The organism is Pseudomonas sp. Arb-4-2C, from assembly GCF_055755015.1.
Map to the genome: position 1 here is coordinate 3142078 of NZ_CM146899.1, position 26778 is coordinate 3168855.

12 protein-coding genes are annotated in these 26778 nt (G+C 63.7%); 1 reads left to right on the forward strand and 11 read right to left on the reverse strand.

Annotated features, from left to right (window positions below; genetic code table 11):
* Window positions 1–452: 452 nt before the first annotated feature.
* From AC0J41_RS13950 to AC0J41_RS13960, 3 genes are all read right to left on the reverse strand, one after another.
* Window positions 453–1421 carry a Gfo/Idh/MocA family protein gene (locus tag AC0J41_RS13950; RefSeq protein ID WP_473015954.1) on the reverse strand — a complete coding sequence of 323 codons (969 nt, stop codon included), beginning with the start codon at window positions 1419–1421 and terminating at the stop codon, window positions 453–455.
* A 29-nt stretch (window positions 1422–1450) separates the two neighbouring features.
* Window positions 1451–2338 (reverse strand): Dyp-type peroxidase, encoded by an 888-nt coding sequence (locus AC0J41_RS13955; RefSeq protein WP_473015955.1) that lies wholly within the window; start codon window positions 2336–2338, stop codon window positions 1451–1453.
* A gap of 84 nt (window positions 2339–2422) precedes the next feature.
* Window positions 2423–3463 (reverse strand): AraC family transcriptional regulator, encoded by a 1041-nt coding sequence (locus AC0J41_RS13960; protein WP_473015956.1) that lies wholly within the window; start codon window positions 3461–3463, stop codon window positions 2423–2425.
* 209 nt (window positions 3464–3672) lie between these two features.
* Here AC0J41_RS13960 and AC0J41_RS13965 point away from each other — a divergent pair, with 209 nt between their 5' ends.
* Entirely contained in the window at window positions 3673–4620 is a 948-nt protein-coding gene (locus tag AC0J41_RS13965; RefSeq protein ID WP_473015957.1) for a SphA family protein, read from the forward strand.
* A 274-nt stretch (window positions 4621–4894) separates the two neighbouring features.
* Here the strand turns inward: AC0J41_RS13965 and AC0J41_RS13970 are convergent, their stop codons facing one another.
* From AC0J41_RS13970 to gspK, 8 genes are all read right to left on the reverse strand, one after another.
* Window positions 4895–17392, reverse strand: coding sequence for a filamentous haemagglutinin family protein (locus AC0J41_RS13970; RefSeq protein WP_473015958.1), 12498 nt, complete (start codon window positions 17390–17392; stop codon window positions 4895–4897).
* Between the two features lie 189 nt (window positions 17393–17581).
* Window positions 17582–18691: a substrate-binding domain-containing protein gene (locus AC0J41_RS13975; RefSeq protein WP_025109845.1), complete on the reverse strand. Its 1110-nt coding sequence runs from the start codon at window positions 18689–18691 to the stop codon at window positions 17582–17584.
* A 479-nt stretch (window positions 18692–19170) separates the two neighbouring features.
* Entirely contained in the window at window positions 19171–20382 is a 1212-nt protein-coding gene (gene gspF / locus AC0J41_RS13980) for a type II secretion system inner membrane protein GspF (protein WP_473015959.1), read from the reverse strand.
* Window positions 20382–21788 (reverse strand): type II secretion system ATPase GspE, encoded by a 1407-nt coding sequence (gene gspE / locus AC0J41_RS13985; RefSeq protein ID WP_085646839.1) that lies wholly within the window; start codon window positions 21786–21788, stop codon window positions 20382–20384. Before gspE ends, gspF begins: the two co-directional genes overlap by 1 nt.
* The gene (gene gspD / locus AC0J41_RS13990; protein ID WP_473012736.1) at window positions 21785–24142 is read right to left on the reverse strand and encodes a type II secretion system secretin GspD; all 2358 of its coding nucleotides are present in this window, start codon (window positions 24140–24142) and stop codon (window positions 21785–21787) included. Before gspD ends, gspE begins: the two co-directional genes overlap by 4 nt.
* On the reverse strand, window positions 24139–24684 hold the full coding sequence (gene gspM / locus AC0J41_RS13995) for a type II secretion system protein GspM (protein ID WP_163975531.1): 546 nt from the start codon (window positions 24682–24684) through the stop codon (window positions 24139–24141). The genes gspD and gspM overlap by 4 nt, the downstream gene beginning before the upstream one ends.
* A complete protein-coding gene (gene gspL, locus AC0J41_RS14000) occupies window positions 24677–25822 on the reverse strand; it encodes a type II secretion system protein GspL (RefSeq protein ID WP_473012737.1) in 1146 nt (381 codons plus the stop codon). The genes gspM and gspL overlap by 8 nt, the downstream gene beginning before the upstream one ends.
* Window positions 25819–26772 carry a type II secretion system minor pseudopilin GspK gene (gene gspK, locus AC0J41_RS14005; protein WP_473012738.1) on the reverse strand — a complete coding sequence of 318 codons (954 nt, stop codon included), beginning with the start codon at window positions 26770–26772 and terminating at the stop codon, window positions 25819–25821. Before gspK ends, gspL begins: the two co-directional genes overlap by 4 nt.
* Window positions 26773–26778: the final 6 nt, after the last annotated feature.

The following is a 26778-nucleotide window of genomic DNA, read 5'->3' on the forward strand; positions in this document are numbered from 1 at the left end:
TGGTGTGTCAGGGGTCGAGTGTGTGGCTTGTTGCCTCGGAGCAAAGTGCAGGAGCTGTCTGGAATACAGTTCCCCTGTGGGAAGGGGCTTGCTCCCGAAGGCGGTGGGTCAGAGACATCATCGGTGAATGACATGCCGCTTTCGTGAGCAAGCCCACTCCCACAGGGGATTTGTGGTGTGTCAGGGTCGAGTGTGTGGCTTGGTGCCTCGGAGCAAAGTGCAGGAGCTGTCTGGAATACAGATTCCTGTGGGAGGGGGCTTGCTCCCGAAGGCGGTGGGTCAGCGACATCATCGGTGAATGACACACCGCTTTCGTGAGCAAGCCCACTCCCACAGGGGTTTTGTGGTGTGTCAGGGGTCGAGTGTGTGGCTTGGTGCCTTGGAGCAAAGTGCAGGAGCTGCCGGGAATACAGGTGCCCTTCCACAGGGAAAGGGTGTTGTGATCTGGGGGGTCAGTGGCGTTTGAGGATCTGGTCCATGACCCAGTCGGTCTTGAGGGCTTGTTCGGCGACGGCTGGATGCTTTGAATCACCCCGAATGTGTGCATTCATCCCCAACACGTGATGCCACTGAATATGCTCGTGATGCGGGATTTCCAGGCTGATCTGTTCATCGGCGAACAGCTGCACCGGATGCTCGTCAAACACCGAGAAGCCGATCCGCCCGTGGCTGCCGATAATCTCGACCCGATCCTCGCGCCGATCCGCAACAAAGCTCCAGCAGCCCATGCCCAGCGCGCCAGAGGCGAACCGCCAACAGGCGCTGACTGCGTCTTCGGCGGCATACAGACCCGCTTGCCGGGCAGTGAAGCCGGCGACTTCGACGATGTCGCCAAGCAGGTACTGGAACAGGTCAAAACCGTGGCTCGCCAAGTCGGCGAAGTAACCGCCACCGGCCACGCTCGGGTCGGTTCTCCAGTTGGCGCTGCCGTCCAGATCCGCCGCCGAGGGGGCCTTGGTCAGTGTCCAGCTCAGGTGCCGCACCTCACCGATGCGGCCCTGCGCCAGCCATTGCCGAACCTGTGCAAAGCGCGGCAACGAACGGCGATAGTAGGACACAAACAAATGCAGGCCGGCATCGGCAAACGCCTGCTGCATTTCGCGGCTTTGCCCGGCGTTCAGCGCCATCGGTTTCTCGACGCAGCAATGCTTGCCGGCGGCAGCGACTTTCAGGCTGTAGGCGTGGTGACTGTCCGGTGGCGTGGCGATGTATACCGCGTCCACCTCGGGGTCGTTGATCAGCGCATCGACGTCGGTGCAAACCCGGGCGATGCCATGGCGCGCGGCGTAATCACTCGCTGCCTCCAGGCGCCGCCCCATCACCGCCACCAGCGCCGAGCCGGGCGCCTTGTAGAAAGCCGGCCCGCTCTTGTGCTCGGCGACGCTGCCGCAACCGATCATGCCCCAACGCACCACGTCCATGGTCATCCCCTCCGCTTGTTTGATAAACCTCAGCCGATACGCAGGGCGCGCAGGTCGAGGTGGCCATCCTTGAGCGGAGGGCACCAGTAGTAGCCGCCGGTGATCGGCCGGCTGATGCGATACAGGCCATCGGTGATACCGTCTTCCAGACCGCTCATTCGGCGCAGTTGCGCTTCGAAAGCATCCAGCGAGAAGCCGAAAGCGAGGAACATCAGGCCGGCGCGATCACCTTCGATCCACGGCATCGAACGGCGCACGACGAACGCTTCCGGGGCGAAGCTTTCCTGCGCGGTTCGTTTGACGTGGGCGGAGACTGGCGCGTCGTCGATCTCTTCGTTGTCGCTCAGACGACGGCCCATGATGTTGTCCTTGTCACCGGCGGACAGCTTATGGAAACCCTTCAGATCGTGCTGCCACTGCTGAATCGCGGCGAAACTGCCGCCGACCAGACCTTCACCGCCCTCGTTTTGCAGTGCAGCAGCGATAGCGGCTTCGTCGTGCGGGTTCTCGGTGCCGTCTTCGTAGCCGGTCAGGTCGTGGCCATCCTTGTGGCGGAAGGCTTCCTGAGCCTGCACCAGACGCAAGGCCGGGGCCAGCGCAACTTCGAAGGCGTTGCAGCGATTGAGCAGATCACCCCGGTCGACACCGTGCAGCCAGACCCACAGCGCGTGCTGGGTCGACGGGTTTTCCACGCCGACACCGGTCATGGCCGGAAAGCTGCGCAGGCCTTCAACCTGCACGTTCAGGGCCTTGGTCAGGGACTCACCGAAACCGACCACCGCCGACTTGCCGTCCACCAGGTTCAGCAGATTGTCGATCGCCTGCGGCAGTGCTTCTACCGATTCAAGGGCGAAAAACAGGTGACTTGCTTGCGCAGGAACTGGGGTGGCGAGGATGCCCGGCTGGTAGTAACTCATGTGAACTCCTTGGGAAAGTGCGCGGGAGTTTACCTGTAGCCGGAGGATTTGTGGGGTTGAAGCAGGCTGCGATCCTTTGATCCTCTAAATAGCGGCAGCGCTCTCGGTGCGCCACGCACTCGGGCTCATTCCCGTCCAGCGTTTGAACGCCCGACGAAAACTGCGCACGTCGCTGTAGCCGACCTCCTCGGTGATGCGCTCGATCGGCATGTCCGGATTGGCCAGCAGACTCATCGTCCGTGCCTGACGCACCTGTTCCAGTAAAGCCTCGAAGGTCAGTGCGTGTTCGGTCAGGCGGCGACGCAAGGTGCGGCTGCTCATGTTCAGGTCGCCGGCGATCTTCTCGATATGGCTGCCCCGGCTCAGGTCCCGGGCAATCGCCCGTTCCACCGCCTGAATCAGATCGAGCTTCTGGTGCACCTGCGCCGCTTCCAGCTCCAGCAGGGCCACAGCCTGACGCAGCGCCAGAGAGTGATGATTGGGCAGGTTCACGTCCAGCCACTGCACATCGATCAGCATGCGGTTGTGCAGGCAGCCGAAGCGTACGTCTGGCCCGAGCAAGCGGTGGTATTCGCTCAGATAGTCCGGCGCGGCGTGCACGAACTCCACGGCGATCGGCTTGAATTCGCTGCCGGCCAGTGCCCGGCCATACACCAGCAGGCTGGCGAAAAACTCCTCGACGGCGAACACCTGAACTTCAGCGAACGGCAAGCGGCACTCGGCATCGAGGTGCACCTGAGCGCCCACCACATCAACACTCGACACCACGATCCCGCCGGAGGTGTGCTGATGACGAATCCCCAAGGCAAAGGCATCGCGCAAGGTCTTGCACAGCGACAACACATGCCCGAGCAGCCCCAGCGTACCCAGCACATTCTGCGCGCCCACCCACAGACCGAGGCCCTGATTGGGCAACACTTTGAGCGCGCGCTGAATCATCGCCACGGCCTGGCGATAGGAAATCCGTTGCGCCGGATCCTGCAGATCTTCAAGCGTGAAGCCCAGGCCACGGCACAGGCTTTCCGGGTCGATGCCCTTGTTCTGCACGACTTCGGCGAGGGTTTGCAGGAGGAACGGCGACACCAGCGCCATTTCGAAGGTCGGGTCTTGGACTTTTACGTTCATGGGGGCTGACATTCCGGATCACGCTTGATTGTTATTTTTGTAACCGGTTATGTCGAAGGAAGTTAGCACAGGGTTTGCCTACTGTCCGCAGAAGTCCCCCTAACTGTCCGCCAATACCCTGCCCCGGCGCACGCCAAGCGCTTATTTCTATGGTGCCGGGCGTTCTGCGTGCGGCGCCACGTCCCACCACAATAATAACGAGGACAGCCATGAGCCCGAACCGCGCCCCACTCCCCTTGCGTCTGGCACTGACATTGCTCGGTTGCACCGCGACCCTTCCGGCCCTGGCCACCGAAGCCGGCGTCGACAACATCGGCCCCGGCACCGACGGTTTCTTCATGCTGCCGCTGGAAGTCGACAGCCTTCCGGAGAACATGGTCGCGTTCAACCTCTACTACAACCATTACAAGTCGACGAAGCTCAACATCAGTTCGTTGGGCGGCAAGGTGCCGAATGTCGACATCGAGTCCACTGCGGTCATCCCGCGCCTCGATTACCTGAGCCCGGTGCGAGTGTTCGGCGGACGTCTGGCCGGCTACATCGCCCAGCCCTGGCTGAAGCAGGAAGTCTCGGTATACGGCCTCAGCGATACCCGCGAAGGCATGGGCGACACCACCGTCGCGCCGATCATCCTGTGGGACATGGGCAAAAACCTGACCCTCGGCGCCGCCCTCGAAGTCACCGTGCCCACCGGCGAATACAGCGTTGATCGGCTGGCCAACACCAGCAACAACTTCTACACCTACAAGCCATTGTTCTCCTTCACCTGGCTGCCCACCGACAAGACCGAAGTGTCGATGAAGACCACCTACAGCTTCAACGAGAAGAACAAGGACACCGATTACAAATCCGGGCAGATCTTCCACTTCGATTATTCGGCCAGTTTCAAGATCACCGACGACCTGATGCTGGGCCTCAACGGCTACTACCTCAAGCAGACCACCGACGACAAACAGTACGGCCACACCGTGCAGTTCGCCGGGCAGGATGTGGACGACGGCGTACGCGGCCAGGTGTTCGCGATAGGTCCGGCGCTGCACCTGACCTTTCTCAAGTACGCCAGCGCGGAGATTCGCTGGGCCAGGGAATTTGACGTGGAGAACCGGCCAGAGGGCGACATGCTCTGGGCCAAGGTCAGCATCCCCTACGCCTTCTGACCTGCAACGAGATGCCCCAGTGGGAGCGGGCTTGCTCGCGAATGCGCCGGTTCAGTCGACCTCGGTGTTGAATGTTCAGACGTCTTCGCGAGCAGGCCGTCAACCACGATCGCGGGTTCCTGGCCCGACATCCCCCACAAACAGCTGATGGCCGAGATGCGCGCACTCAACGCCGGGAACCTTGCGCATGGACGACAAGCGTATCCCCAAGGCCCCCACGCCGCTCAAAAAAAGGGCGACCCAGTGGCCGCCCAAAGTACTGCACGAGAGTCTTTTACAGCGTCAGTTGTCCGCGCTCTTCCTCGGTCAACTGTTGTTTGGCCTGTTCATCCAGCACCCCTGCCCCCAGCACTTGCACCGGGCTGTTCGGGTTGTATCCAGTGGCCGGCGCACGGCTGGCGCCATCGCGGGACGGGGCGAGTTGTTCGTTGCCGAAGCTCAGCACCTGCACCGTGAACACCGACGCCTGGTTCTGTCGCGCCGCCGCTTGCTGTTGGCGTGCCACGTCTTCTGCCGCTTGCGTGGCTGAAGAGGCAGCGGAACTGGCCGAGGTGATCGCCCCGGTGTTCACCGCTGCCACTATCGGGACGCCACTGGTCTTGCCTTGCACCGCGATGTTGGCGGCATTGACCACGGTCAGCGCGGCGATGTTGACGTTGCCCGATACGCGAATCCCCGCCTCGCCCGCATCAATGGTGCCCAGCGGCGCGATCAGGTCGATGTCGCCCGGCGCCACTTCGGCAATCGGGTTGAGCGTGGCGATACCGGCGCCGGTGCTCGGCACCGATGGCGACAGGGTCACGTTGCCCCAGGTGTCGTAGACGCGTTTGGGCGGGGTGTAGACCACGGTGGTTTTCGAGCCGCGACCGGCGTTGATGTCACCCTTGGCGGACCAGCCGAGAATCGAGCCACCGAAGGTGGTCATGATCCGGCTCTGCCCGAGCAGAATGCTGCCCTCGGAGTAGAGCTGAATGTTGCCCGAGCCCTGGGTGATGATCCCCGCCGTGGACGGCGGCGCCGCGCCTTCGATGCCGAACACCTGACCGCCGCCCGGCGTGAGCATCTGGATATCGCCGCCGAACAGGGTCTTGACCCCCGCGCCGCCGTACAGCGTGATGTCGCCGTCGTAGCGGATCGGATTGCCCGCCACGTCGGTGGTTGGGAACAGCGAAGCAATGGCGTTGCGGCCACGCAGGTAGCTGCCTTTGCGCGGGCCGTCGGCATCGTTGTATTCCAGGCCGCCGGCGCGCAGTTCGGCGAAGTACACCTGGCGGGCGAAGATCGCCTGCTCGGTCCCTGGCAGTGCGGCGAAGAAGGCTTGTGCCTGTTCTGCGTTGCCGCTGAAGCCGTAGCCGAGAGTCAGCCAGCTCTGCAGTTCGTCGAGGTAGGTCTTGACCACTTTGCCCGGTTGGCCGTTGAGGGCCGCGTTCGGGTCGGCGAGGTTCTGCGGGCTCAGGTAACGGGCGATGAACCGTGAATAATCCGGTCCCTGTGCGCCTGCGCCGGCCTGCATCACGATGCTTGCACCGGAACGATGATCGCCTGCGGCGACCGGCCCGATGCTGGTGATGCCGGCGCGATCCTCCATCAGGATATTGCGTCCGGCGTTGATATCCAGAAGCCCCGGCCCTGCGATATCGAAGCTGCTGTACAGGATGTCGCGACCGGCGGAAATCCGCGAAACATCATGCAGATCGTTGTGAATCAGCAGGTTGCCTGACGATGAAATGGCTTCGTTGTTCCAGCCGATTTCCGACGGCGCCGTTGCCGGTTGGCCCAGGTTGGTGCCGGACGCCACGATATCGCGTCCGGCCAGCATCCAGACAGGCGCAGCGCTTTCGTACCAGGTGCGCAGCGAGGTGCCGAAACGCAAGGTTTCGCCGCTGCGAATGCCCACCAGATCGCCGGTCAGTGCGTAGAAGCGGGCAGGTGCCTGAACGCCGCTGGTTCCCGAGTAACTGTCGGCACCGAATGCAAACAACGGATAACGCACGTTCAGACTCGGGGCAATGCCGTCGCTGTTGTAGTTGCTCATGTCCGGCCTGCTGGAACCGTATTGCGCATAACCGGTAAACGCCGGCGCGAACGGCGTGGCGATGGCGGACAGACTGGCGCCAGACTGGTTGATCGCGTAGCCGCCGGCATAGATCGAGTGTCCGGCCAGCATTTCCAGTTGCCCGTCGCTGGAAGGGGCCAGCACGATCGAGTAAGCCGCCGCGGCGGAAAATCCGCTTGCCCGGTAGGTGGCCGACGGGCCGGCATAGATCGAGCCCTGCCCCGCCACCGCGCGCAGGATCGATGGGTAGATGAAACGTCCGTCAGTGGGCGAAGTATTGCGGCTGGCCAATGGGCCCTGAGTGTCGGTTTCACCCAGTTGTGTGCCAGGCGTCAGGTTGCCCCCCGCCGAGAACAGATCGATGGCCGTGTGGTTGGTCCACAGCGAGAAACCTGCCAATCCGCCACCGTCATGGGCGACGCCACTGGTATCGGTGAACGCTGTGGAGTTCTGCAGGCGCACCCGTCCCGGGTCGACCGCACCGCCCAGTACAAGATCGCCACGGGTAGCCAGGCGCATGCCGGAGTCACCCGGTATCAGCACCAGGCCACCGGACGCACTGCCAAGCGTCGAGGTGAACGGATCGAAGGCCCGGGTTTCACGAGGGTCCTGGAGGGAAGCGAAGGCACCGTATTGCAGATTGATACCGCCCAGCGCACCGCCCGACAATTGCGCCGCACCGCGCAGGTTGATCAATGCCCCCTGCAGATCGTGATTCGGTGCGCCCGTACCGCTTTCCCCTGCCCGCGCCCGTAATGACGGGTTCAACGTGCCGCCGATCCGGATGTCCATGTCGCCGCCACCAGTCAGTTGCAGGCTGCCGTCGCTGCCCACTCTGCCGGTGCTGCCAACCGCCACGATCAGCCCCTGACTGCGTGGATTCAGGCTGCTGTCGCCCAACGACTTGAGCATGCCGCCATCGCCTGCGGCGCGCAGGCTGACGTTGCCACCGCCCAGTGCGCCGAATCCGGTGAACCCCACCAGATAAGGGCCGGTGTCAAAGTCCGGGTCGGGCAAAGGCTGCGTGGCATAGCTGCCGAAGTTGATCCACCAGGCCGTCGGTACGTCGTTGCTGCCCGTCCCCTGCCGCCACAACCAGTTACCCACCGAGACACTGGAAACCTGTTCGCGCAGGTTCGCATCACGAATGAATCCGCGACGCCCCAGGGTATCCCCCGAGACCGAGCCGCCCGCATTGATCGTCAGGTTACCGCCCAGTTCCGGGTACCAGGCCTGATAAAGACTGTCGCTGCCGCCATCGACCCACTTTTCATAGTCGGCGCCTTTGCTGCCGAGCACTGAGCCGTTATCCGTGAGCGCGCCCCGGCGCTGGTTGAAGCGCGGGTCGATCTCCCGGGACTGAGTGCCCGCGGTGTAGACGCCAAAGGGCGAATCCATGCTCAGGTCGCCGGCGGCCATCAGGTCCAGATCACCGGTGCCGGTGCGCAACACACTGAACATCTGGGTGTGCGGTGAAACGCTAATACCGCCCTTGTTCGGTGTGCAGGAGTTAGGGTCGGCATCACACCAGAACAGTTCGTCATCCGTGACCGGTGTTCCCGGCGGCATGCCGGCGATGTTGTCCACCGCCCAGAGGAACTTGGCGGGCGCGTTGCAGGCACCCGGCAGGATGTCGCACAGGTACAGTTCGTCATCGCTCACCACCTCCCCGGCCGGATAGCCCATCGGGTTGCCGTCGGCCCAGGTGGTATCGAGTTTTTTCTCCACCACTTTCAAACCGTAATGGGTATCGGCCAGGCGCAGGTTGCCTTCACGGGTCAACGGCTTCACTGCACGGTTGTCGGCGGCTTCCAGGTCAGACCCGGCCACCACCCGCATCGACCAGGACGTACTGCCCGATGGCAGCATGCTCGCCACGGCCCAGTTACTGCCTTGCTGCGTGGTGCTGGAATAACCGCGCAGCTCGATGAATGCCGTGCCGCTAGCCAGTACCACATCGGTCATGGACGGAATCAGCGAACCGCGCTGCAGCGCCAGTGCGCCACTCAATGTCACCCCGACCGTCTGATTGTCCACACCGACCGTACCCGGTAACGGCACACCCTTGGGCCAGAGCATGGCCTGCAACGCAACCGCACCGTTCAATCGGGTACCGGCCCCCAGGCGACTGCCGGCAGGCAGGATCACGTTGTCGCTGAGCAGCGTGCCGGCGGCGTACAGCAGATTGCCCGATGCGTCATGCACCGCGCCGGCCAACACAGTGCCGGCATTGAGCGAATAAGGGCCAGCCAGCGTCGCCTGCGTCGGCAGCAATGTGCCGCTGACCAGGGTCACGGCTTGTATCGGCAAGTCGTAATTGAGCGCAATGCCCGCCGGGAACCGCGTGCCCTCGGCCAGTGTGACCCCGGTGCCCGGCACGATCAGGTCGCCGCCGAACGGCTGCACGCCCGGCAGCAGCTTCCAACCGGCATCGTCGACCGTTTCCGGTGGTGGTGCGAAGCCGTCGTTGATGCTGCCGTAAATGTCGAGATTGCCACCGGCACGCATCACCAGGCTGCCGGACTCGCCGGAACCATAGACCGAGGTTTTCTGCGTGTGCGGGTTGAGGCTGGCATATCGGTAGCGCGACAGGTCGATATCGCCTTCCACCACCAGATCGCCATCGGCGGTTTGGCTGGCAATCTCGACCCCGGGACGCAGGTGGAACACATCGGCATAGGTCGCGTTGTTCAGCCCCGCCAGTTTGCGATGCAGCAAGTCGTTGTTACCCAGCGCGGCACTGATGAATGTGCTGCTGTCGCCATCGATGCGATCGAACAGCGCCTGATCGATCACTTGGTAAGGACGGCCGCTGGCCGCCGGATCGACGCCGTCACGCGCATCGGTATAACGACGCATGCCGTTGAGACCGATGGAGCGTGCCCCCTGAATGTTCAGCGCACCGCTGGCATCGATGGCGATGTCGCCGACACCCAGGCGCGGCGCGTTGAGCTCCAGCGTACCGCGCGCCACCCCGTCGTTCTGCCCCGGCAGTTTGCCCACCGTCGCGTCGGTGCCGTGGCGCACGTCGATCCGGGTGCCGGAGGCCAGGGTCAGCAATCCCTCGCCGGAATTGAGCTCAACCATGGCGCGGTTCGGGGCGTCGATGATCTTGCCGTAGCTGTCGACCCGCAGGACCCGACCATGGGCGTCCAGCATGGCATTGCCGGTAAGCGTCAGACCGTTTTTGCCAGACAGCCGGATGCTGCCGACCCGCTCGCCACTGGCGTCGATCAGACCGGCCACCGAAAGGCTGCCATTGTCCACCGAGACATTGATTTCACCGGCCTTGAGCCCGTCGCCGATCAGCAGGCTGCCCTCTTTGAACTGGAAACTGCGGCTGCCGAACACTTGCCCGGCGTTCAGACGCTGATTGAGCGCCGCGAATTGTCCGTTCAGGTCACCTCCCAGATTGCGGGCGCGGATATCCACACCCGCGGCCTTGTACGGCACCCGCGTGCCGCCAGCATCGTAATAACCGCTGCTGGCGCCGAGGATTTCCCCCTGCAGATCAACCACGCCAGCGTTCTCGGCCAAGGCGACCGCACTGAGATTGCCGGCCTGGTTGTTCTGCGCCGACAGATCGATCCGTGAGCCCGCCGCCTGGCGAATATTGCCGCCGTGGCTGAAGAGCGACACGTCGCCGCCCCAGCTGTATTTATTCACATCGTTGAACGGCAAGGTACGTCCGGCCAGATCCAGTTGTGCGTCAGCGGTCAGGGTCAGGTCATTTTCGGCCTTGACTACCAGCTTGCCGCTGGCCAGCGCGATACGGCTTTCGAGCACGACGTCATGGGCATCGAGTGTCAGTTCCGCGCCCAGTGCATTGGCCGCTGCGGAAACACCGGCGCCCTTCAGGGTCAGGCTGTCGCCGGCCTTGAGTGAGTTGACCGAAGCCGCTTCACCGGTCAACAGCGGTGTACGCAAATTGAGGTTGCCGCCGGTGTAGGCGTATCCCTTGAGTGGATCGTAGGCGCCCTGTTCCTGGTAAACCGCGAGGCTGCCTTTGTGGTTGGCAGTAATGCGTTCGCTGGCCGTCAGATTCACGTTGGCGAAACCCAGTGCCAAACGATCGTTCTGGTCCAGCCCGCTCGGTTGCGGGTTCGGGCCGTAGCCGAATTCGATGCGTTGTGCCTGGATATCCAGCGTGCCACGACCGGTCCCGGCGCCGCCGCTGACCACCGCACCCGGCGCCTGAGGCGCACCGTTCCAGATCAGACTGGCGGTGCGGATGGTTGCCACATCCGCAGCCTCTCCCAGGCCGTAGATCGCCGGCGTCGTCAGCACCAGGTTCTGCAGCTTGCTGCTGCCCGTCTGTGGGTCAAGCGTATCGAGCGTCACGCTGCCAAAGAAATTGAACGCGTCCCGAGCCGTCAGGCCGAGGGATTCCAGTGCCGGCGCACCGAACCGGGTATCGCCTTGAAGCAGACGGTCGAGCACGCGCTGGCTGAGTGTCAGGCCGAGCGGCACACGTCCCGCACTGTCGGACAGTGCCTGAGCGTTCCCGACATTGACCGCGCCGACCGCCAGGCTCAGGTGCCGTGTACCAAAACCCACTGAATCCGCCAGTTCGAAGCGATTGTCGGTGGCTGCGGTGATGCTGCCTCTGGAGTACAGCGACGTCGCAGCCGTGCACGGTTCGACCGCGCAAGTACCGATGCGGATGCTGCCCGCGCCATCGGTTCCGACCGCCTTTGCCGGCGCCAGCATCGTGGTCCGGCCGTTGGACACCAGCAACACGCTGCCGGCCCCGGGTTGATAGACAAATCCGGCGGAGGAGTCGTAAGGCACGTCACCGCGATCCAGCGTGTTGATGCCTGCCCCCGCCTCCAGGGTGATGCCACCGTCGGTCTTCTGGGTTCGCAGCAACACCTCCGGTGCGGACAGCACCGCGCCTTCACGCAGGACGATGTGGGTGGAATTGCTGCTGCCGAAAGAAACGATATTGCCGCCAGAGCCATAATCCACCGTTGGCACGGCGCCAATCGCCAAGCGTCCGGCCCCCAGGCCATTGAGGCTGTCGGCGTACAGCGAAACGCCACTGAAATCCTCCGTGCGTGGCCGCCCTGCCCCCAGCACTTCGAGGGCACCGCCCGAGGCGCGAATGACAGCGGTTCCGGTCACGCCGCCCTCCGCTGGCTTGAACAGCACCTGGCCGTTGAAGTCCAGCGCCACCTCATGATCTGCCGCGCTTTCAAAGCGCAGATCGAGGGTTTTGCCGTCCATCGGCGCCAATGCCCGTGGCACGCCCCGACGTGCGGCATCGCTCTTGATGAACGCGCTGAAGCCGGTTTCGTTGTATTGCGAATAACGGCGCAGGACATCGGCCGAAGTCAGGATGAGCGCACTGTCAACGCTGTCGCGCAGACCGGTATTGGCAATCGACATCCGTCCGCTGGCAGCCCATGAACCGTTGCGCATCGGCAGTGCGCCGCTTCCCGGCGCCGCCGCGATCTGGCCATTGACCTCGACCCGGAACGCACCGGGCAACAGCGCGAACGTCGATGGCAGCAAGGTATAGGTTCCTGCCGCCAGGCCCGGTACGCCGACGCCGATGGTGATGCGTTGGCCGACACGGGGATCGACCGCCCCCGCCTCCGCGAGCACCGGCGCATAAAGGCTTTGATCGCCCGGCACAATGGCATAGACCGGGTTGCTCGCCAGCCCCGGCAGGCTGAACGTGCCGTCGCTGGCGTTACGCACCAGCGGGTTATAGCGCGCATCGGTGGAGCCGCCGCGCCCCGAAATGAACCCGGCCCCGCGCAAATCGCCACCGCCAGAAAGATCGACCACCGCACCTTGTGCCACATCCACGTATTGCGACTGCAGGGTCACCCCGGCCGAGAGGCCGGCGATGCCTTTCAACAACACGGAGTTGCCGTTGTAGCGGTAGTCGATGCCGTCGGTGGTGCCGCCGTAAGGCATGACCAGCCCGGCGCCGCTGACGGACGTAAGGCTGCCGGGCAGCAGATGGATTTCACGGGTCAGCACCGACTTGGTGCTCTCGCCCAGCGTGATCAGACCCAGCGGCGCACGCAGCACCCCGCCCTGCTCGATACGGCTGGCGGCCAGCGTCAGCTCGCCGAACACCGAATAAGGCAATGCACTCGGCGCCGCGCCCTGCGCGAGGATCCGCAGCGTGCCGTCGGAAGGCGCCGTTTCCTGCTGGAAACCGGCCCTGACCCTGGCTCTGGCGCCGGACACCGGATAGATCTGCGCCGCGCTCAAATTCAGGTCGCCCGCCGCCCACAAGTCGGTCAGGGGCTGTGTGGTCGAGGCCAGAAAACGCATGTCGCCTTGGCTGGCAAGCGACACCTGCGCAAAACCTCGGCGACCGACCTGCACCGAAGGCGCATTGAGTTGCACAATCGAGCCCAGCGTGCCGAACGAAAGGCTGTTGCCGATATCCAGCAGGTTGGCCGACGCATTCAACTGCGCTGCCGACAGATTCGGAGTCGGTGCGTTCATGACCCTTGGACGAATGAACGCGTTGGAGCCGTAATAAACCCCGGGGCCCATCAGGCGCAGATAAGGTGCGGACAGGTTGATGCGGGCATTGTCTTTCGCCTGCTCGGCCAGGGACAAGGCACCGGCATACAGGCTCAGGCTCTGATTGAAATGCAAGTCGACATCGCCGTCGAATGAAATCAGTCCGTTGCTCAGCAGCCCGAGATTATCGAAACCGCCGCTCATCAAGGTGTCGGCACTCAATCGTGTGCGTCCGTAGACCAGGCCCGGTGCGGCGTCTCCGGGTTTCAGGCCGGCCGCCAATGGCGACTCGACCGGCCCCTGGCCGATCACGATTTCCCGAGGTAGACGCACCTCGTTAGCGGCCTCACCAATGCGGTACAACGGGGTTTCCAAGGCAATGTCCAGTCGACCGCCGGCAGCGCCGGTGCCACCGGCAGCCGCCCGCAGCTGGCCGTCGAGGAACAGGCCGTTGTAGGAGCTCAGGGAGATCCGTCCACCATCGGTGGCAACCGCCGTCGGCCCCTGCCCGGCAATATCCAGCACCGCTGCGGCACCGGAGGCGTCCAGGCGGGCGCCCTTGCGCACGATGACGTAAGCATCGGCAGAGGTCGCTGTGGCTTTCTTCGCATCAAGCTCACCACCGATGACGATGCTGCCACCCTTGCCGATCTGACCGTAGACGCGTCCCAGTGCATCCACCGCCGTGGCGGCACGCGCGGCCACATCCAGTACGGCGTGCTCGCCGATCCAGATAGAACGGTTGTGCGCCTGTCGCGCAGCTTCTTGCTGGCTGTCGGCGGGGTCCACCGAACCGAACTGCTGCTGGCGAATATCGATGGTGCCGCCCCAGGCATTCAGCTCACCGTCCAGGGTGATCTGTCCGGGCCCGCGCAAGCCGATACGCTGGCCAGGATCGACGCTGATCCGTGCGCCGGTGCCGACAACCAGCGTGGACTTGACCGGATCAAGCAGATTGGGATTGCTCGATCCGGCCTGCAACGACAGGCTGGCGCCGCCGCGCTGAGTCAACACAGCCTTGGTCGGGTTCTCCTGGAACAACGTCGGCGTCCATAACTCCAGCGCCGTGCCTGGATCGACGCCGCTGACCCGGCTCGCCGCCTGAGCCCCGAAACGATAGACCGGCATCGTGACGTCGATCTGTGTGTCGTCGACGACGCTCAGCCCGTTCAGACCGATGATGCTGTAAGCCGAAAACCCTTTCTCGAACAGGCTCGGTGACAACTGCAGGGTCGAATCGGCGAGTTTTTCGTCCGGCTTGCCGAGCAGCACCTTGCCGGCTTGCAGCAGCAGCGTGCCGCCACCGCTCACACCGTAACCGCTCAAGTCGCCATCAAGACGCAGTGTCGCCGTGTCCGCAACGGTGTTGGCGCTGGACTCCAGCGTCAGGCTGCCGCCCTTGCCGCCCCGGGTCTTGCCGTTCGCCAGCACTGCGCCGCCGGACGAAACGTCCAGCAGGCTGCCGGCCTGGACATCGATATCGCCGCTGCTGCGGATCGAAATCAGACCACCGTTCAAGTAAGCCAGGCCCGCACCGTCATCCGGGTTGGTGGCCAGGTTGCTCCACACGCCACGGGTATCGAGTTGCACGCCTTTGGCCACGGTCACCCGGGTCGGATGGCCCGCAGGGGCGGTGATCTGGGTATCGGTCGTGGAGTTGGTCTGCAACTGATTGAGCACGTTGCCCAAGTGCAGACTGCCACCCCGGGCGATCAGATCGGCATTGACCTGCACATCCGGGCCATACAGGGTGATGTCGCCTCCGGTATCGACCGCCAGCGCCTGATTGACGTCGATACGGTCCCGGGCCGCAACCTTCAATGCACCCAGGTGCCATCCATTGAGCTGATCGACATCGAGCAACAGCTTGCCCTTGCGGCTCTCGGACACTGCCGAGAGCAAATCCGGGACGCTGTCACCGGTTGGTTTGTCAGCACCGATCTGCACGTGATCGAGCAATGGATTGAGGCCGTACAACAAGCCCCCGGCCGACGCGACATAGGCCGGGTCGTAACTGCCGACGATCAACTGCCCGCGTCGCGCCAGCGCGGTCTGGCTCTGCTCATAACCGTCGAGTACCGCGCGCGGCGTCTGGGTCTGGCGTTCGCCTTGGTAGACCTCCCCGAGCATCTGCCCGTCGAGCAGCGCATTGCGGGTCGCGATCACCAGTTGCCCGGCATCGCGGCCCACGGTGTAACCCGACTCCTGGCGACGGGGCGGGGCAATCAGCGGGCTGAAGTAATAGTCGGTCTGCCCCCAGCGTTTGCTGCTGTCTTCATAACCTTTGTACAACCCGGTGTAGAGAACATCCCCCGGTGCCCGCGAGACTTCGTACAAATGCCCATCGGCACCCCGCAGCCAGCTCTGGCGGATCTCTCCGCTTTGCACATCCAGGGTGCCGCCGGACAGGTTGATCAGCGAGCCTTTTTCGGTCACCACATCGTTGCCGGCAAAACTGACCATCCCGCCCTGCGCCATCCACTCCCCAACACCGTGGCCCTGGGTGCCCAGATAACCGCCGACCTCCAGCAGTCCGCCGGCGGTGTACCAGCGATCGGTTGCATAGCCGTTGGTGCCGGCCGGCACGTATACCAGTTCGCGCACATCGACCCACACATCATTGCTGTTGAGCGCGCCCTTCTCGCGGTTGACCGACGAATCGCGCTGCTCGTTGCCCTGCACGTTGATCTTGATGTTGTTGGATTGCATGGCGACCTTCACGCCCATGGCCCCCGACACATCGATCAGCGCACCATCGCGTACCAGGCTGCGAAGCCCTGCCGTGACGGCGACCTGGCCGCCGGTGGCCAGAGTGATCGAACCGTTCTGGAACTCGACACTGCCGCCACTCTGGATATCGATGCGCGACTGGTCGCCACGCACCCTGTTGTTGGCGTTGACACCGGTCAGCGCGGCTTTGTGCTGGCTGTCCAGTGCCGTCAGGTCGCTGCTGTCGAGCATGATCGCCGTGGCACTGCCCTGCCCCAGCGTCACGCTGCCGCCGGTATCAGTGGCCGGATTGAGCAAGTGAAGGGTGCCGCGGGTCGACACGGAGGTGCTGGCCAGCAGCACACCGTTCTGCTGTACATCGTGGCCGGTCAGGGTGATGTCACCGGTGGCCGCCTGGATCAAACCATTGTTGCTGACCTTGCCGGCGCTGCTGTCGGCCTTGAAGCCCGGGATGACTTCGTTGCCGAAGGTGGTGGAAAAACCATTGCCCTCGGTGCCCGAGCCTTTGCGGATATAGAAACGATCGCCAGCGCCGAGCACGGTCTGGCCTTTGGCGGTGTTGATACTGCCGTCGTTCTGCACCTCGTTGCCCAGCAACAAGGCATAGCCGCCGGCATCGGTTGACGTGGCGGGAGCATGCGTCTGAATCGAAGCGCCGCGCTCCACCCAGACCTTGCCGGCGGCTTGCGTGAAGGTCGGCTGGCTGCCGCTACTGTCGAAGTACAGACCGCGATCCCTGAACTGGATGTCGGTGATAGTGGCTGCCGCCGCCACCAGGTTGCGCACGTTGACCTGACTGGTGCCACTGAACACGATGCCGTTACGGTTGATCAGCATCACCGTACCGTCGCCTTTTATCTGGCCCTGGATCTGGCTTGCCCGCGCGTTGGGGTCGTTGACCCGATTGAGCACCGCCCAGTTCGACTGCTGGGCGAACTCGACCGTGGTGTTGCGTCCGACGTTGAAGGTTTCCCAGTTGAGGATCGCCTTGTCGGCGGTCTGCTCGATCCGCACATTGGTCTTGCCATCGACCTGGGTCTGCTGCGGTCCCTTGGCGTTCTGCCAGCCCTGGGTGAGGCTGTTGTCGACCTTCAAGCCGCCTTCGCCCAGACCGTCCGGCACCCATTGGACGGAACCCGATGCCACTGCGCGCCCGGCAGCCTGAGCGGCCTGCTGCGCGGCAATCGCCGCCACCGTGTTGTTGAGTGTCTGCAACGAACGCTGCAATTGCTGATTGGCCCTCTGTTGCTGCGCCAAAGGGGGCGTCATCCCCGGCAGACCGCCCGCACCGGAACCCGAACGTGCGGCGGATTGCTGTGCGGCACCCTTGGCGGCAAACCAGCCCGAACTGAACGCTGTCTGCGCGTGCGCGCTGCCCGCCACCAGGCACAACGCCACGGCCTGCGCCAGCGGCTTGAGTAGCCACAGCGCCGGGTCCACGGCTTCACGTCGGGAAGATTGAACGTCGGTACGGCGGCGGGATGGGCGAGCAAGCATCACTACGAGATCCTTTTGATGGCCACAGGTCAGCAACAACCTGCTGTTACGACATAGGCGGTTGGCGGCTGCCGCGACCGAACGGATGTCACACAAACTTCATGTTTTGCGAGTAACGGCACCCGCAGGCAAAAAAAATGGCAGCCCCAAAAGGGGCTGCCATTCGAACGGCGGACTGCGGGTGAAACCTTACAGAGGACGGCCGATGCCGTTGCAAACGCTGGCGTTGTTGATGTTCAGGTTGTTGCCGGTGGAGTTGGTGATGAAGTTGGCGGTCACAGCGTTTTTCCAGTTGGTTGGAACCACGCTGAAGCCGTGAGCGATGGTTGCAGCGGCATTGCCCGGTACGCTGTAGTGAGTGGTCAGGAAGGCCTTGACGTCAGCCGCCACGGAGGCGTCCTTGTAGCACTGGCCGAAGATGAAGTTGGTGTAGGCAGCGATTGGGTAACCGCTGGTTGGGTTGGCAACCACTGGAGCCCATTGCGCAGGGTTGGCAGGCGCGGTTGGCAGTGCGACCGAAGACAGCGCGGTAGTGACGTTGGCCGGAGTCGGCTGCACACCGTTGACGCGAGAAACCACGGCGTTGCTGCTGGCGTTCACGCCGTCCGGGCCGACATAACCGATGGAGCCGTCAACGGCGTTCACGGCAACAGCGACGTCAGCGGTGTTGGCAACACCGACGAAAGTCGATGGCAGCGCGGTACCGGCTGGCAGCAACGAGTTGGCGAACGTGGTGTTGACCGAGAACTTGCCCGGGCAGACGTTGTTCAGGTGACGGGTGAGGATTTCCGAAGTGCCGCTGGAAGTGCTGCGATACACCACGCGGATCGGCGTGGCATCAGAGTTGCCCAGCAATTGACCCCAAGTGGTCGAAGTGCCCGAGAACACATTGCAGAGCTGGGCGCTGGTCAGGTTCAGAGCAGTCTGGCCGGCTTTTTTGTAAGGGATGGCAACCGAAGTGGCCACCGACGGCAGCTGGATCAGCGGGCCGTAGGAAGCACCGAAGTTGGTGTTGTAGGTGCTGATTTCCGAGGCGCTGAGGATCGAGTCGCTACCGGCGAAGTGAACCGAACCGGTGGTGCTGAACAGCGCCGAGTTGTTGGTCAGGAAAGCCGTCTTGCCAGTGCCGCTACCGGTGCCGGCGTAGGTGAAGTTGGCTGGCAGGATGCTGTTGGCAGAACCTTTGTACAGAGCGGCAGGCAGAGTCGCGCCACCACCGGTTACGTTGGCGGCCATGGCCTGGGCGGAAGCCAGGGCAGCGACGGTCAGGGAAGCTGCGATCAGAGTGCGCTTGAACATGAAGAATCTCCTTTTCAACGTTGGTTGTGAACACAGGTTTTCAGGGGACTTGCATGACACTGGGAGGACTCACCGCTGACCTTCGCAAGCGGGGTCCGGGGTTAAGTCGCACTGAGAAATTCGCAGTTTCCGGTGACAGATAAAGGAAAAAACCTCGGGAGGTGCGAGGTGATTTTCGCGGGATTTTCTCGGGTGTTCGGGGGGTTACCCGGAGGGTCTAAGACAAGCTTTTCGAGGGAATCGGCCACAGGCCTTGAAGGGCCGTTGCAGATGACAGAAAGGAGAACCCGAGGATGGCTGGATCGAGGCTCGGGTGAAGGAGAATCCTTTGCAAAAATGCTGAATTATTTACTGCCCTGACTGGCCTTATCGCGAGCAGGCTCGCTCCCACAGGTTTTGTGGGCGCTACAAATCAATGTGGGAGCGAGCCTGCTCGCGATAAGGCCAGCCCAAACAACATCAAATAAACAGGCACACCGCTACTGCACCAACTGATTGATCTCGATGATCGGCAACAACACCGCCATCACAATCACCAAAACCACCCCGCCCATCACCACGATCATCAGCGGCTCCAGCAACGCGGTCATGCCCATCGCCCGGCGCTCGATGTCGCGGGACAGCGTTTGCGCTGCACGTTCGAGCATCGGCGGCAATGCACCGGTTTTCTCGCCGCTGGCGATCAAGTGAATCAGCACTGGCGGAAACACGTTCTCCACCTTCAGCGCTGCCGCCAGGTTGACGCCCTCGCGCACCTTGGCGGTGGCCTCATTGACGCTCAGGCTCAGGCGATCATTCGACAAGGTCTGCCGCGCTGCTTCCAGCGCGCGCAACAACGGCACCCCCGCACCGCCGAGAATCGCCAGCGTCGAGGCGAACCGTGCGGTGTTCAGCCCCAGTACAAACCGCCCGATCAGCGGCAACTTCAGCACCCGATGATGCCAACTCAAGCGCGCCGCCGGGTTGCGCAAATACAGGCGCCAGCTCCAGAACGCACCGGCCATGATGCCCGCGCACAACCAACCCCACGCACGGATGAAATCACTGGCATTGAGCATCGCCAGCGTCAGCCCCGGCAGATCCTGCCGTGCCTGGGAAAACGCGCTGACCACCTGCGGCACCACGTAGCTGAGCAGGAAAATCACGATGCCGATCGACACCAGCCCGACCACGCCCGGATAGATGAACGCGGTGAGAATCTTGCCGCGCAGGTTGTTGCGTTCCTCGATGTAATCCGCCAGCCGCTGCATGACCTGCGCCAGATCACCGGACTCCTCGCCCGCCGCAATCAGCGCCCTATAAATCTCCGGAAAATCCCGTGGCCGCGCCGCCAGCGCTTCGGCCAGACGCATGCCGCTGCGCACATCGGCACGTACGGCGCTGAGGGTGTGGGCGATGTGCTTTTTCTCGGCCTGTTCGACCGTGGCACTCAGCGCCGCTTCCAACGGCAGACTGGCACCCAACAAACTCGAAAGTTGCCGTGTCGCCCAGGCCAGATCGTTGTCCGACATCCTGGCGCTGAACAAGCCACCGCCGCCATGCTGGGAGACATTGCTTTCCTTCTCCACCGACAATGCCGTCAAGCCACGACCGCGCAGCGCGCCAAATGCCGCGCCCTGACTCTCCGCCTCCAGATGCCCGGATTCGATCTTGCCGCTGGCATCGGCGGCTTCAAAACGATAGCGATTCATCAGGCGTCCCGTGTCACACGAAGGATTTCTTCCGGCGCCGTGGCACCGCTGCGAATCCAGCGTTCGCCGTCCTCGCGTAGGCTGAACATCCCGGCCTTGCTCGCCGCTGCACGCAACGCCTGCTCCCCTGCCCCTTGGTGAATCAGGGTGCGGATGTCGTCATCGATGCAGAACAATTCATGAATGCCGGTTCGACCGCTGTAACCGGTGTGATTGCACGCCGCACAACCGACCGGGCGCCAGGTGCCGGGCGTCGCCGGGTCTTCCTGTTTGCACTGATTGCACAGCCGTCGCACCAAGCGCTGGGCCAACACGCCGAGCATCGACGAAGCCAGCAGAAACGGTTCGACGCCCATGTCGACCAAACGGTTGACCGCCGACACCGCGTCGTTGGTGTGCAACGTCGCGAGTACAAGGTGACCGGTCAGCGAAGCCTGCACCGCGATCTGCGCGGTTTCGAGGTCGCGGATCTCGCCGATCATGATGATGTCCGGGTCTTGCCGCAAAATGGCGCGTAGCGCGAGGGCGAAGGTCATGTCGATCTTGGCGTTGACCTGAATCTGGCTGATGCCCGGCAAGTCATATTCCACCGGGTCTTCCACGGTGAGGATGTTGCTGGTGCTCGCATCCAGTCGCGCCAGTGCGGCGTAGAGGCTGGTGGTCTTGCCGCTACCGGTCGGGCCGGTGACCAGCACGATGCCGTGGGGCTGGCGGATCAGGTGATCGAGTTTGGCCAGCACCTGCGCGTCCATGCCCAGGGTTTCCAGATGCAGACGCCCGGCTTGTTTGTCCAGCAGACGCATCACCACCCGCTCGCCATGGCCGGTGGGCACAGTAGAGACGCGAATGTCGATCGGCCGCCCGGCTACGCGCAACGCAATGCGCCCGTCCTGCGGCAGGCGTTTTTCGGCGATATCGAGCTGAGCCATGATCTTGATCCGCGACACCAGCGCACCGTGCAACGCCTTGCGCGGCGAGACCACATCGCGCAGGGTGCCATCGACGCGGTAGCGCACCACCGAATGGGTTTCGAACGGTTCGATGTGAATGTCGCTGGCCTCGTCCCGTGCCGCTTGGGTGAGCAAGGCGTTGATCATGCGGATCACCGGCGCGCCGTCCTGGGTGTCGAGCAGGTCGGTGATTTCCGGCATGTCCTGCATCAGGCGGTCGAGGTCGACTTCGTTTTCCGCCGCGCCCACAACCGCCGCTGCACTGCCGGTATCGGCGTAGGCAGTGGCGAGCAAACCGTCGAGTTCGTCATCGCGCACCCGCTCAAGCCTGGCCGCGCCGAACTGTCGGCGCACCTCGCTGATCGACCAGCCCGGCGTCGACGGGCACACCGTCAGCACGCCGTCGCGCAGCAGAATCCGCTGCGCCTTGGCCCAGGCGTAGGGCAATGCGCTCATTGCAGCGGCACCGCTTTGATGGTCGCGCGCGGGCCGGTGCCCGGCAGCGACGCCGGCACGCCCTGCGCAGCGGTCGGCAATTGCGGCGCCTGCATGTCCGGCATCGCCCAGCTGCGTTCCGGTTGCAGACCGCCCTGAGCGCGGCGCATGAAATCGTAGCGGTTGAGCGTGATGCTGCGCCCCGCCGCGCTGTCGCGGATGATGTACGGACGCAGGAACACCATCAGGTTGGTCTTGGTGATCGAGCGGCGTTCATTGCGAAACAGCGCGCCGATCCCGGGAATCGTCGACAACCACGGCACCGCGTCATTGCTCTGGCTGTAGCCGTCCTGCAGCAGACCGCCGAGCACCATGATCTGCCCGTCATCCAGCAGGATGCTGGTGTCGATGGCACGTTTGCTAGTGACAATCCCCGCCGAGGTCGAAGCGGCCGAAGCGCGTTCGTCGATGCTGCTGACTTCCTGATAGATGTCGAGCTTCACCGTGCCGCCCTCGGAAATCTGCGGCCGCACGTTGAGCTTCAAACCGACCTCTTCGCGAGTCACGGTCTGGAACGGGTTGTTGCTGGTGCCCCCGCCGCCAGTCACGTAACTGCCACTGACAAACGGGATGGTCTGGCCGACAAAAATGCTCGCCGCTTCGTTGTCCAGGGTCAGCAGGTTCGGCGTCGACAGCACGTTGGTGCCGCCCTTGCTCTTCAGCGCCCGGGCCAGCACTTTCAGGTCGAGGATCTTGCCGATGCCGGGGATGTCGACGGTGCCGTTGACGTAGCCGAGGTTCAAACCTTTGGGCAACACATCGACACTGGTCTTGCCGTTGACGTTGATCCCCGAGCCGCCAAGGTTGGCGCCGCCGATCACGCCGTTGCCGGCCAGATTGCCGGTCTGCCATTGCACGCCGAATTCGCTGGCATCGTCCTCGCCGACTTCGACGATCAAGCTTTCGATCACCACTTGGGCGCGACGCTGGTCGAGCAAATCGATGACTTCACGCAGGTTGCGGTACAGCGGCTCCGGCGCGGAAATCAGCAAGGTGTTGGTGGTCGCGTCGGCCTGAATAGTCACGCCGCCAGCGCTGAAGGCCACGTTCTGCTCGCTGCTCTGCGCATTGCCGCTGCCACTGGTGGCGCTGCTGCCCTGAGCGTAACTGCCGCCAGTGCTGCCACTGTTGGTGGTCGAGGTGCTGCCCGTGGTTTGCGTGCCGCTCTGGCCGTTCTGTCCGCCACCCGAGTTGGTGGAGCTGCCCATCGCACTGAGCACCGAGCGCGCACTGTCGCTGGTGCCGCTGTCGCTCTCGCCGGTCAACAGGCCGCGTAGCGCCTGGGCCAGTTTTCCGGCCTGGGCGTTGCGCAGGTACACCACGTGCAGGTTGCTCGGGTTGCTCTGGGCGTTGTCGAGTTTGTAGATCAGGTTGCGCGCCAGCTCCGTGCGCTCGGGGCTACCGGCGCGAATGATGATGGTGTTGGAACGCGGGTCGCCGATCACCGCGATTTTCTGGGTCGGGTCATTGCCCGGCGCGTCGAGCAGGTCGGCAACCATCGGCGCGATGTCGGCGGCGATGCCGTTCTGGATCTGCACCACGTCGGTGTCGATGGCGCTCGGCGTGTCGATACCCTGAATCAGTTGCGCGACCCGCGTCAGGTTCTCGGCGTAATCGGTGACGACGATGGTGTTGTTGCCCGGATAGGCGTTGATCGGGTTGTTCGGCGAGACGATCGGGCGCAGTACCGGGATCAGGTTCACCGCGTTCTCGTATTGCAGGCGGAACGTGCGAGTGAGCATGCCGTTGCCGGCCGGTTTGTCGGCGCTATAGATCGGCCCGCCGAGCAACTTGGCGTCGGCCTCCGGCACCACGTGCGCCACGCCGCCGACGTCCACCACGCTGAAGCCCTGCATGCGCAGCACCGCCAGCAACATGTCGTAAGCCTGATGCGCCGGCACCTGGCCTTCGGAGACCAGCGTCAGGTTGCCCTTGACCCGTGGATCGACCAGAAACTGCTGGCCGGTCGAGCGCGACAACGCCCGCACCACCGCTTGAATATCCGCGTCGACGAAATTCAGCGTCACCGGTTGATCGCCCAACGGATTGGCCGGCAACGTCGTGCCCCGGGCCGAGCCGCCACTGCGAGCGCGTTCGGTGATGTTGTGCAATTGCTTCGGTGCCGCTTTGACCTGAGCCTGCGCGCGCTCGCGGTCGAGCACCGCGTCGCCGCTGCGCTGAGTGTTGGCCAGCGGCCGGCCGAGTTCGCTGTCCACCAGCAGCGGCGGTTGATTCGGTGGCGTGGTGTTGCTGCACGCGCTCAATGCCATCAACAGCATCGGCAACGCCATGCGTTTGGATCCTGACCCCTTCATGAAGCTTCCTTAGCGCCCAGCGCCTGATCCATGCGTACGGTGCCCGACAGAGTGCCGGCGGTGTCATCGGTCGCGGCATCGTCTGCGCGTTGCAGACGGGCCTCGACCACTTGCAGTGAAAAATTCCGCGGTTGGCTCAGCAGCCAGTCGAGCACGGCGTCGGCGGGTGCCGCGTCGAAGGTCAACTGCCAGCCGGCGGACGCGGCCGCCAATTGGTAATGGCCGCCCAGTCCGCTGGCCTGCAAGGTTTGCTGCAGCGACTGCTCCAGGTTCTGCCCGTCCGGGCGCACGCTGACGTCGCGCAACAGCACTTCCAGCGCTTCGGCCTGGGCGCGCAGTTTCGGGGTTTCGACTTGCGAGGCGGCGATCTTTTTCAGCGGCGGCTGAATCAATGCCACCCACACGAACAGCCCCAGCAACAACGCTGCCATGCCACCGACCATGCGTTTTTCCCGCAGGGCCAACGGCTGCCAACGGGCCTGCAACTGAGCATTGAAGCGCTGCCAACCGGCGCGGTACTTCGCAAGCGATGGGCTATTCATCTTCGGCTCCGCTGCTGTCGTCGTTGTCGGTGGCGGCGGTCGCCTCGCCGGCCGGGCGCAGGACCCAGCCGTCATCATTCGGACTGATGCTGATGCCCGCCTGAGCCAGCGTGCCTTGCCAGTCCTTGTCGTTCCCCGAACGCCGGGCCTCGGGCAGCAGGCTCAGTTGCAACGCACCGTCGACAAACTCCAGCCGCTGCACCGTACCGGCCATGGACGGCATGCCGCTGCCGGCCTGCGACACCAGTCGCGTGAAATCCTGCCCCGGCGCATCCGCCGCGCCTTGCTGGCGAGCGGCGATTTGCTGACGCGCCTGTTGCAGCGGATTGAGGATCACCGGCAACTCGGGGAACGCCTGCTTCACCCGCTGCGCCATCTGCGCCTTGAGCTGCTGGCCCTGCCCGGCCTCGCGGGCGGCGTACAGGTTCAAACCGATCACCCACACTGCCAGCGCCAGCGCACAGCAACCGAGCGCCCTGCCCCAGCCGCGATGTTCGGTGCCCGGTTGCTGGAGGCCGCCGTGCAGGCCCCAGTTCGGCAACGGGCCGGAGCAGCGTTGCGTGTCGGCCAATGTCGATTGCACCGCTTCCGGCGCGCCGTCACCGATCCAGTGTGCCGGCTGACCGGTTTCCAGCAGCCAAGCTTCATCGATCATCGGCTGCACCTGCGCCGCATTCGGGCCGTGGCGCAGCAACAGATGATCGTCTTGCAGGCAGCCGACGCCGCCCGCCATCACCGGCAAGCTATAAGCCGCCGGGTACAGGCCTTTGAGGTTCAGGCCGAATTGCCCGAGGTGCTGCAAATCCTTGCGTGCGACCCAGGCGATCTGCACCTGGCCACTTTCATTGCGAGTGCTGTGGGCGATGTGCATCTCGGCGCTGTCACCCAGCATCAACGCCTGCGCCGCACATTGCACGGCCGCAGCGGTTTTGTTCGCGGGCAGCGGCGGCAGATCAATGCTCGCCAGCAGGCTGTCCGACGGGTGCAGAAAACACACCAGCGGTTGCTTCGGCAGCGCGCCAAGTCGCACGCGTTCCTGGCGAGTGACCTGCCCCTGACGATCCAGCCACGCACACTCCACTTCACTGTCGAAACTCAGCTCCGCCAGCGGCGGCAAACTCACGCGCAACTGGCTCATACGCCCACCCGCGACCAGATCACTTGCGGCAAACGATCCTGACTGCGATGCAGCAACGCATCGAGGCTCACTCGTCGCTGATCCCGCCGCGCCTGCCCGCGCAGCCGGAACCAGTCGCTGGTGATGCCGACCTTGACGCTGGTGATCTCCAGTTGCGGCAGTCGCAGACGATTGACGAAATCCCCGCGATTGATAAACCAGCGCCCGGCGTCGCGTTCATTGATCAACGCCTGCGCCCGCTCCAGCGACAGCCCCGGCACATAAGCCGCCAACACCGGCGCAGTGGCCGTGTTGCCGTTGAGCCAAGTGGTCGCCGGAATCACCGTCAGGTACGGCGCCAGTTTCGCCAACACCGCATCGTTGACCCCGTCGACACTGCGCAAATCATCAAGCGTGCGCAGCATCGGCAAGGTCGGCGACTGCGGTTTGCGCGACGCGGACGGCGACGTGGCGCGCCCACTATCGAAGGTATTTTTCGTCCCAGGCTTGTCCACTATTTGGGCATTCAACAGGTGCGGATAAGAGCCGATCACCCGCTGACTGATGCGACGGCTCAAGCCGCTGCTGACACCGATCAACTCGCACAAGCGCTCGAACGCCTGCACCTGCGCATCATCGATCCGCTCGTTGGCCACCAGATTGCGCAGGTTGAACTTGCCCTGCTCGTCCTCCAGCCGCCCTTCGAAACCCTGGGTGTTCAACCGCTGTGCCCAGGGTTGATCGAGTCGGGTCAGCGGATCGCGCTGCCGCGCGTCCCACAACAATTGCCGGCTGATCTCCAACCCGCCGTGCAGCACCCAACGGCCCTGCACGCGCAGTTGTTCGGCTTCCAGCGCCCGGGTCGAAACGCTCTGGCGGGTCAGCATGCCGGCAGCGATCACCGCGACCACCGCCGCAATCAGCAGCGCACTGATGATCGCCATCCCCTGCTGGTTCGATTGGCTGTTCATGACCGG